Genomic DNA, 8,141 nt, shown 5'->3' with positions numbered 1-8,141 from the left:
TCATTTAAGCATTTTTCTTCTAATCTACTTATTCTCATTATCTTCCTCCAACTATTATGAAATTACCTATCATAATAGTAAAAGATATAGATGTAAATTGCATTAATTAAGAAAATTCACTTATAAATTATATTTTTCTCAAATCTACTTGTGCAAGTTGATACATTTTATATATTAAATTTTACTTACATAACATTATAAATTAATAATAAAGGAGCCTAAGGTTTATTAGACTCCTTTATTATTAATTTATTTTAATCTCCCCCTACTTTCCCTTCAACAAATGCCTCATCTGAGCATAAGAAAGATCATACTTCTTCCTAATCATCTCGCCATTCTTCCCATTGTATTCCTTCACAATCTTCCTATTCCTATCATAAATCATCAAATTCTTATACATAGGTATATACAAATTAGCCCCTCCATAAAATCTGGCAACCTCTACAAACTTGTCCATACCAATAATATCAATCAAATTATGCAAACTTACAGGAACATCCTCTTTATATATTTCCATACTTTCACTCCTTTATATAAATAAATTTTTAATATTATTTCCTACTAGGTAATTATATCTTATTATACTTTCTGCAATGTATTTTCAACTGATTCTATGTTTCCTCCTACTTCACCTAATACATCTCAGCTTTTAGATTTCTCAGTCTATGATTATCACTATTTCCATCAAACACCACCACATTTTCTCCTGCCATTTCCACAATTCTACTCCCCACAGCTTCATCAAAATCTAGAATTTCCTCCACACTTTTCTCTGTGGAAATAATCATGGGCTTTTCTTGCAAATATCTGGTGTTTATTATTCTATAAATATAGCTAAGATCAGCTGGCGTGGCCTTTCCTTTTAGAAAATCGTCCATAAAAAGTACGGTGGGGTTTGTGTATTTTTCCATTTCCCTCATGTGATTTTCCTCGTCGTTGATACTTTGTTTCAGATTTACCATCATGTTGTTATACTCCACGTATCTGCAGGTCACATTATCACTTATAAGTTTGAGCATAGACGCTATTCCCAGGTGAGTTTTACCCGTGCCTGGTCTTCCACAAATAAGCAAAGAGTCCTTGTTTTCTTTAAAATTTAAACAAAACTTCAGTACTTGGCTTTTGGCTTTTATTTGATATTGATCTTCACAGACATAATTTGCAAAGGTCTTTTTCTTAAAAGCTGAGCTTAGTCCGCATTTTTCTAGCTTTTCAAAGACTTGTTTCTTTGCTAAACATTGACAGGGAATGGCCACATCGCAGTTGTTTTCTCTTGTTTCAAAAATATAACCTCTGTCTCTGCACTTTGGACAGTTGTAGTTATCTGGAACAAGCGTGGCACTTTCCATAAGTTTTTTTGCCCTTTTTAACAAATTTTTATCCATTTTTCCCCCTAACTAACACCCAACTTCTTTTCTAAATCATTCATTTCAGCTAATATTTTTTCATCAATTTTCTCTTTTTTGCTGGATTTATTTTTTAGTTTATGTTTTTCCAAATCATTTTCTACTGCATATTTGTTTCTGTTTGCCATTTCCATCTCTTTTGTTTTTAAAGCTTCCAGTGTGTAGATATTTTGATCATGCCATTTTTTGATTATACCCTTCAAATAAGCTGGGTTCACGCTGCTTTTATCTATGCAAATTTCTATGGCTCTTTTAAACAAAGTCCACTCTATCTTTTCTGACAGCTCTATAAAATACTGAGTATTGGCAGGATAAATAGGTCCTATGTTTTCCTCATAAAGCTTAATTATTTTTGATAAGTTTTCGTTTACAGACTCCTCTACACACTCATTCACTAATTTATTTTGTGATTTTTTATTTTTCTTTTGTTTTTTATTTTTGTGAAATCCTTTATTTAAATCTATATGTAACTCTTTTTCTTTCTTTAACTCTTTGTCTAATTCTGTATCTATATATGGTGTTACATTTTTGTTACAAAAAGTTTCATCACCTTTTAAAGTGTCTTTATCATCATTTGTAATCACATTTACTTTATTAGCAATTACTTTATCTTCTTTCACAGTTCCTTTATCTTTTTCAGTAGATTTTTCCTCTTTTTTAGTAGCTCCTTCTACTTTTTCACTAAATCCTTCCTTTTCTTTAGTCGGTCCTTCTACTTTTTCAGTAGATCCTTCATCTTCTTTATATAAATCTTCCTCTTTTTTAGTTTCTCTGTGTTTTCTTACACGCTTAGCAGTTTCACTTTCACGCCCAGTCAGCTCATTTACTTGCAACAAAAGAAACTCATCAGAGGATACACATTCCATAAGATTAGCTCTTTCCAAAAAGTCCACCGTTGCTTTTACATCTTCCACCTTCTCATCAAGCAACAAAGCCAGCTCTTCTTCAAAAGTATCTTGCAAATTATCAAAGAAAAGTTTGCTCTCATTTTTCAAAGAGTACAAAAGCATCTTTTGATAAATAATTATATAAACTGCTCCTTTTTCCATATTTCTTAAAATTTTTATTTCCTTTTGTCTGAAGAATTCATCTTGTATTTTTAACCAAAAATAAGTTTTCGCCATTTTATCCACCTCATTCTAATAATTTCACTTCTTTTATCACATTTTCATTAACTAATAAATTTCTAAAAAATTCCCTTCCTTTGGGATTTATCAAAGTTTGCACACCACTATGACCACTTTCACAGCTAAATTCTTTCATATGAAAACAATCCATAAATTTTGCATAGGGCTTAATATTTCCTTTTTTATCTCTGTAACAGTAGTTACTTAAAAGCAACCAATTTACCAGAAGATTTTCCCTCACCCCAAATAGCTTTGACGTATCCCTAAAATTTGTGTTTAAAGTTCTGCTCTTTTCTTCCTTTATATATGTAGATTGTGCTACAGTATCATCAGCTGAAATAGGCTCTATCATATAACCATCATAATCAGAGCTTCCCATATTCACGGAATCTTTACTATTCATAAAGTCTTCACTGTAGTTACTATAGTTATTAGTATGTTTACTATAATCAGTGTAGTTTCTCATACTTCTTCTCGTTATCTCCAGCAAGCTTCCCAGTGCCACTTGAGCAGATTTTAATTTTTTCTCCACATTTATCAAATACCTTCTTGCTACCTTTCCTTTTTCACTTTGCTGAAGTAGAGCTATTTCCTTTGCCATGTTTATGCTCATCATGTAGTCAACTACTGTTTGCTCTCCTTGAGTAGTGAACACCTTTGTATAAGTTTTTTCATAGTCTTCACCTTCCACAAAACCATATCCAATCATTTTTAAATACCATTGTTTAAAGTTTGTTTTTGTTTCTAAAAAGCTGTGATAACTTCTGGCACTTACTAAGACCTCACTTTCCTCTGTTATGGAAAATGGTATTAAATTATTCAAATTACATTCCATACTTCCCCTCCTTAAAATAATAGAGAGCTATCATATTAAAATTAGTATGACAGCTCTCTTAGTGTATTGGTTATTAAATTTTAAAAGATATATTATTATTAAAATATCATAATCTTATACTTCTTTAGATTAATTTATTAAATATTCCCAAAGACTCTTTAATATTGCCCAGTTGTCTACGCACTCACCCTTTAATTCCATATCATTTAAGTTTTCCTCATTGTTATGTAGTATCTTATCACAATACTCAATAGATTTTTCATGTTCATCAAGAGATTGATATATTATTCCACATCTAAACAGGCGCTCACTATCTCTATCAAAAATAATAGCTAAAGATAAATAAATATTTAAAGACTCTTCATACTTATTTTCAAAATATATCTTATCTACATTAGATAATTTATCTTCCACATTTTTGTCTATCTCTGAAATTTTGTCACTGGAATTCTCATCTTCTCCATGTAAATGAATATAATAATCTCTGTAAGTAATATCTAAATCTAAAGCCTTTGCAATAGCTTCAATATTATAGCTCCTTGGGTTACACCTTCTTGCTTCTATGTTTTTTATAGTACCCCTAGATACTCCAGATTTTTCAGCTAACTCCTCTACAGTATACCCCAACTCTTTTCTTCTTTGCCTAAAATCAATCCCCATAACTCATCCCTTTTCTTAATTAATTTTTATAATATAATTATACTAAATTTTTCAATTTAATAATGGTCAACTTATGGTCAATTTTGCTGAAATATAATTAACTTCTAACTATTCATTACATTTTAACCTGCTAATTTGCATATTCTTAAGAATTTTTCAGTTTTTAGTAAAATATTTTAATCATATATCTTTTCTCCTTTATTCTCACTTTAGTAATACCATATTATTAAAGGTTAACTTCCCTATACTATAATGGGAAATTATCCTTAATATAAATTTAAGGAGGTAGTAAAATGGCAGTAGTTTCAACTCCCAATGCTTCTTCTATCAAGGTTAAATTTGATCATGGTACAGATTTAAACGGAGATAGAGTAATAAAGACAAAAACTTATTCTAGCATAAAATCAGGTGCTACAAATGATAATGTTATGTCCGTTGTAATTGCCCTATCAGACTTACAACAACATACACTATGTGGTACAAACAGACTAGATAACTCATCTTTATCTGAATAAAAGGAAGGCGCCAACGATATGTCTTTGCTATCGCTTCAGACAAATCCGTTGCTTAAAATTTGCTATGCTCATGGCGCCAACTAGTTACCTTCATTATCATTTCAGGTAACTCCGTTGCTTAAAAACATATTTTATAGGAGGTTAAATTATGGATGAAAAAAGACTTTTAATGACTTTTAAAAATACCTTAGGTAATAGCTTTACTATTACTGTAGATGATCCAAGGGAAGACTTGGAGGAACAAGAAATCATAGATGCTATGAACTTAATAAAAGACAAAAACATATTCCAACCAAAAGGTTATGACATAGCTACATGTGTTTCTGCTAAAGTAGTTGACTCTACAACTACTGAATACGACTTAGAAGTTTAATCGAGGTGAGTTAAATGGCTGATTTACAATCTCTCATAGCTAATCTAGGTTTTCCCATAGCAATTTCTCTCTACTTGTTAGTTAGAATTGAAGGGAAACTACAAGCTTTGACAGATAGTATTAACGACCTGTCTCATAACATAATTAAAATAAAAGACAACTAAAAAATTCGCTTCGCTTAAGCCACTGCGTGGGCGCTCCACTTCATATCGCCAACGGCTTCGCCCGTTGCTCAAGTCACAAAGTTGGAAATTATATGTTATCCACAGAGCAGATAACATATAATTTCCTTCAATATAAAAAATAGCTATAGGAGATTAATCCTATAGCTATTTCTATTAGTTTTCATATCTTTTATACATCTATTTCTTTTTCCCTCAAAAATTTTTCTTCTATTTTTTATTCTATGGAGTCTTTACAAGCTTTTAATATCTTATCTATATTTTCTTTAGTATAATCAAGATCTCCATCTATACTCAGTACACTATTTTTATAAATAATTATACGCTCTTTATCCTCGCCCATAAATACTTTCTCTGCATTCCAATTTTTCAACTCTTTTTTATTATTGTTTTCTTTAATAATTGTGTAATTACTTACTTTATCATAAATGCTTTTGACACCTCTATCTAAAACCCATTTGTAGTCACTTGAAAAATACTCTATTTCTAAATAAGCTTTATCTTTTCGATCAGTATAATAAGTTTTATCTATTGTATCGTAAATAGTTTGACTAAAATAAACATCCTTTGCAAATATTGTTTTTCTTATTTCTAATTCATCCTCTGATTCACCTTTAATTTTATCATTTAGCTCATTTAAGCTTAAGTTTAAGCTAGTATTTGGTCTATCTTCCTTTGACATGGAGTTAGCTTTAATAGTAATAGCTAATAATATAGTTAATAAAACTAGTAATATAATTGCCTCCACTTTTTCATATTTTATTCTTTTTTTAACTGACTTAATTGGTATGCTATACTCATATTTCTCTTTAGATATATCTACTCTATATTTAAATAAGTAATTTATTTCTCTGATACACTTTATTAAACTCATTATGAGAAGTAGAATAGATAAAAATACCATAAATATTTTCCAATAACTTGTTACTGTATAGCAAAAACTTACATTATAAGAGTCATAAATATTAATAGTAAAAGTTGTAAGAATCATAAAATATACAAAGTTTATTGATAGCCCACTTTTCATAAAAGTTTTAAAATGTTTTCTATTTAATTTTTCTTTTTCAAATATCAAGTTTTCACTATCTTTATTTTTTAATTTCCAATTAGCATAATCCATTTGTTTTATGTAGTTTTCAATATCATCTCTTTTCCTCTTTTTTCCCATATTCAACCTCCTATTAGTCATTTACATTTTTTAAATTCTTAATCAACATCATTCCCACTGCTCCAACAATACAAATAACAGTAATTATCATCCAAGCCTGAAACATACCTAAATCATCTATTACACCACCCATTATCATAGGACCCATAGCATATCCTGCACCTGATATCATGGGAACAATGGAACTTATCCTTCCTCTGTGAGATGAAGGTGTATTATTTGCAATAAAAGCTTGGGCATTTGTTGCTATAAGGACTTCCCCAATAGTTAAAGCTAATGTTGCAGCAAAGAACAACACTTTATAATCTGCAAAAGCATATATGACAAAACTTAGTCCATACAACATTCCCCCAGCACTCATAATATTTAAGGTTCTAAATTTTTTAGTTAAATAAGTCAATATAGGTGTAAAAGTTATTACTATAAACCCATTGAATCCACCTAAAAATCCATAAAGTCTAGCTCCATTTTCCTGGAACAATTCCCCTAACTGAATAGGCAATGTAAATACCCACTGACTATATGCAAATTGATATAATAGCATCATTACAGGAAATAAAATAAGTATTGGTCTTTTTAAGATTACACTTAATGTTGATACTTTTAAATCTTGTTCTTCTTCATAATCCACTGCAACTTCCTTTTGTCTACTTGGTTCTTTTATGTATAATACAATTAATAAAAGGGCAACTATAGTAGTCAGAGCATCACCTATAAAAATTAAAGGTAAATAATCCTTATATAAAAATCCTCCAATTATAGGTCCTATGGAAAATCCTATGTTTACACCCATATATAATAAAGAATAAGAACTCTTTCTATTGCTTTCATTTGTTAAATCTGCATTTAGAGCATCATAGGCTGGCGTTGACATGGAATAAAAACAAGATGATAGTATCATGATTTTAGCCGTTGTGATTGATAGTGGAATAATTCCACAAATTATAAGCATTAAAATACCAAGTATCTGAAACATGGTTATTACTTTTTTTCTTCCTATTGTATCTGCCAATTTTCCACCTATTATTATGCAGGGCACTTGACATATTGCCATGAAAGTTACAAATTCCCCAGCTTCTCCTGCACTCATTCCCAGCTTTTGAGTAAGTATCAAAGACATCAAAGGTTGAACAAATGCACCTAATGAGTTGACTATTTTTCCTATAAACAGTATATATATTTCCCTGGGAAGGCCTTTGTAGGTATTCAATAAGTTTTTCATTTCATCCCCTCGCTTAATTTATGATTTCACTATTAAGTTTAGTTTACACAGGGCTACAACACAATTATTTTTATATTTTAAATTAGATTTTTCTTTCATAATCATTTTTTATAGGAAGATAAAATCCTTACAATGAAAAAATTCCCTCACAATATACTCCACTCCCATTCTTTGATTAAAAATCTAGTGATTGGTTACAGATCATACGAACTACTTTTTATAAATATTAATCTCTTTTGCTTATTTCATTTGTTATTAAAGATTTTGAAACATACATAGCTTTTATCATTTTTGTAAGTCTAGTGTGATTAGCTGTGCCTTTCACTGCTTTTAGGTGTGCTTTTTCACATTTGCTTATGATTGAAGATACTGGTGCTATGGATTTTTCCAGCTCTTCCTTTGTATATTTCTCTTCAATATTTTCATCTTCTATTAAAAATTTTGAAATATAAAGTGCTTTTATTCTATTTTTAAGAAGGGTGTTCTGAGATGTACCCTCTGCAAATTTGGGATGCATTTTTTCACAGTTTCTTATAGATGAAGTTACCACTTTTAGTGCTTCTTTTAATTCTTCTTCTGTATATTGGTTCATATTATTTCACCTCAAGTTCCTATATATTATTCTTACTTATAATATCATAATATCAATCTAA

General features: G+C 29.9%; 11 protein-coding genes. 3 read left to right on the top strand and 8 right to left on the bottom strand.

From position 1 onward, the window contains the following. Positions 1-265 precede the first annotated feature (265 nt). The 5 genes from NSA58_RS12150 to NSA58_RS12130 all read right to left on the bottom strand — a co-directional run bounded on the left by NSA58_RS12150 (position 266) and on the right by NSA58_RS12130 (position 4,028). Entirely contained in the window at positions 266-517 is a 252-nt protein-coding gene (locus tag NSA58_RS12150) for a Mor transcription activator family protein (protein ID WP_039681277.1), read from the bottom strand. 115 nt (positions 518-632) lie between these two features. Continuing rightward, complete coding sequence (locus NSA58_RS12145) at positions 633-1,385, bottom strand: ATP-binding protein (protein ID WP_074429720.1); 753 nt, start codon at positions 1,383-1,385, stop codon at positions 633-635. A gap of 8 nt (positions 1,386-1,393) precedes the next feature. Continuing rightward, positions 1,394-2,530, bottom strand: coding sequence for a phage replisome organizer N-terminal domain-containing protein (locus NSA58_RS12140; RefSeq protein ID WP_074429721.1), 1,137 nt, complete (start codon positions 2,528-2,530; stop codon positions 1,394-1,396). A 10-nt stretch (positions 2,531-2,540) separates the two neighbouring features. After that, a complete protein-coding gene (locus tag NSA58_RS12135; RefSeq protein WP_074429722.1) occupies positions 2,541-3,368 on the bottom strand; it encodes an antA/AntB antirepressor family protein in 828 nt (275 codons plus the stop codon). Between the two features lie 129 nt (positions 3,369-3,497). Continuing rightward, positions 3,498-4,028, bottom strand: coding sequence for a helix-turn-helix domain-containing protein (locus tag NSA58_RS12130; protein ID WP_074079504.1), 531 nt, complete (start codon positions 4,026-4,028; stop codon positions 3,498-3,500). Positions 4,029-4,321: 293 nt separating this feature from the next. Here NSA58_RS12130 and NSA58_RS12125 point away from each other — a divergent pair, with 293 nt between their 5' ends. The 3 genes from NSA58_RS12125 to NSA58_RS20870 all read left to right on the top strand — a co-directional run bounded on the left by NSA58_RS12125 (position 4,322) and on the right by NSA58_RS20870 (position 5,080). Then, positions 4,322-4,543 (top strand): DUF1659 domain-containing protein, encoded by a 222-nt coding sequence (locus NSA58_RS12125; RefSeq protein WP_039681278.1) that lies wholly within the window; start codon positions 4,322-4,324, stop codon positions 4,541-4,543. A 148-nt stretch (positions 4,544-4,691) separates the two neighbouring features. Then, positions 4,692-4,916, top strand: coding sequence for a DUF2922 domain-containing protein (locus tag NSA58_RS12120; protein ID WP_039681279.1), 225 nt, complete (start codon positions 4,692-4,694; stop codon positions 4,914-4,916). A gap of 14 nt (positions 4,917-4,930) precedes the next feature. Next, positions 4,931-5,080: a YvrJ family protein gene (locus NSA58_RS20870; RefSeq protein WP_074429723.1), complete on the top strand. Its 150-nt coding sequence runs from the start codon at positions 4,931-4,933 to the stop codon at positions 5,078-5,080. Between the two features lie 235 nt (positions 5,081-5,315). On the opposite strand, the gene NSA58_RS12110 is transcribed toward NSA58_RS20870, so the two are convergent. The 3 genes from NSA58_RS12110 to NSA58_RS12100 all read right to left on the bottom strand — a co-directional run bounded on the left by NSA58_RS12110 (position 5,316) and on the right by NSA58_RS12100 (position 8,080). Then, positions 5,316-6,266 (bottom strand): hypothetical protein, encoded by a 951-nt coding sequence (locus NSA58_RS12110; RefSeq protein ID WP_039681280.1) that lies wholly within the window; start codon positions 6,264-6,266, stop codon positions 5,316-5,318. 13 nt (positions 6,267-6,279) lie between these two features. After that, on the bottom strand, positions 6,280-7,488 hold the full coding sequence (locus tag NSA58_RS12105) for an MFS transporter (protein ID WP_039681281.1): 1,209 nt from the start codon (positions 7,486-7,488) through the stop codon (positions 6,280-6,282). Between the two features lie 226 nt (positions 7,489-7,714). Further along, the gene (locus tag NSA58_RS12100) at positions 7,715-8,080 is read right to left on the bottom strand and encodes a hypothetical protein (RefSeq protein WP_074079502.1); all 366 of its coding nucleotides are present in this window, start codon (positions 8,078-8,080) and stop codon (positions 7,715-7,717) included. Positions 8,081-8,141: the final 61 nt, after the last annotated feature.

Origin of the sequence: Terrisporobacter muris (genome assembly GCF_024621905.1) — a bacterium.
Lineage (GTDB): Bacteria > Bacillota > Clostridia > Peptostreptococcales > Peptostreptococcaceae > Terrisporobacter > Terrisporobacter muris.
This window is presented reverse-complemented; position numbering and strand designations above follow the sequence as displayed.

What these genes read in the sequence shown, in the direction of transcription:
- NSA58_RS12150 (WP_039681277.1), bottom strand. Translation starts at nt 517, where the DNA reads ATGGAAATATATAAAGAGGATGTTCCTGTAAGTTTGCATAATTTGATT.
- NSA58_RS12145 (WP_074429720.1), bottom strand. Translation starts at nt 1,385, where the DNA reads ATGGATAAAAATTTGTTAAAAAGGGCAAAAAAACTTATGGAAAGTGCC.
- NSA58_RS12140 (WP_074429721.1), bottom strand. Translation starts at nt 2,530, where the DNA reads ATGGCGAAAACTTATTTTTGGTTAAAAATACAAGATGAATTCTTCAGA.
- NSA58_RS12135 (WP_074429722.1), bottom strand. Translation starts at nt 3,368, where the DNA reads ATGGAATGTAATTTGAATAATTTAATACCATTTTCCATAACAGAGGAA.
- NSA58_RS12130 (WP_074079504.1), bottom strand. Translation starts at nt 4,028, where the DNA reads ATGGGGATTGATTTTAGGCAAAGAAGAAAAGAGTTGGGGTATACTGTA.
- NSA58_RS12125 (WP_039681278.1), top strand. Translation starts at nt 4,322, where the DNA reads ATGGCAGTAGTTTCAACTCCCAATGCTTCTTCTATCAAGGTTAAATTT.
- NSA58_RS12120 (WP_039681279.1), top strand. Translation starts at nt 4,692, where the DNA reads ATGGATGAAAAAAGACTTTTAATGACTTTTAAAAATACCTTAGGTAAT.
- NSA58_RS20870 (WP_074429723.1), top strand. Translation starts at nt 4,931, where the DNA reads ATGGCTGATTTACAATCTCTCATAGCTAATCTAGGTTTTCCCATAGCA.
- NSA58_RS12110 (WP_039681280.1), bottom strand. Translation starts at nt 6,266, where the DNA reads ATGGGAAAAAAGAGGAAAAGAGATGATATTGAAAACTACATAAAACAA.
- NSA58_RS12105 (WP_039681281.1), bottom strand. Translation starts at nt 7,488, where the DNA reads ATGAAAAACTTATTGAATACCTACAAAGGCCTTCCCAGGGAAATATAT.
- NSA58_RS12100 (WP_074079502.1), bottom strand. Translation starts at nt 8,080, where the DNA reads ATGAACCAATATACAGAAGAAGAATTAAAAGAAGCACTAAAAGTGGTA.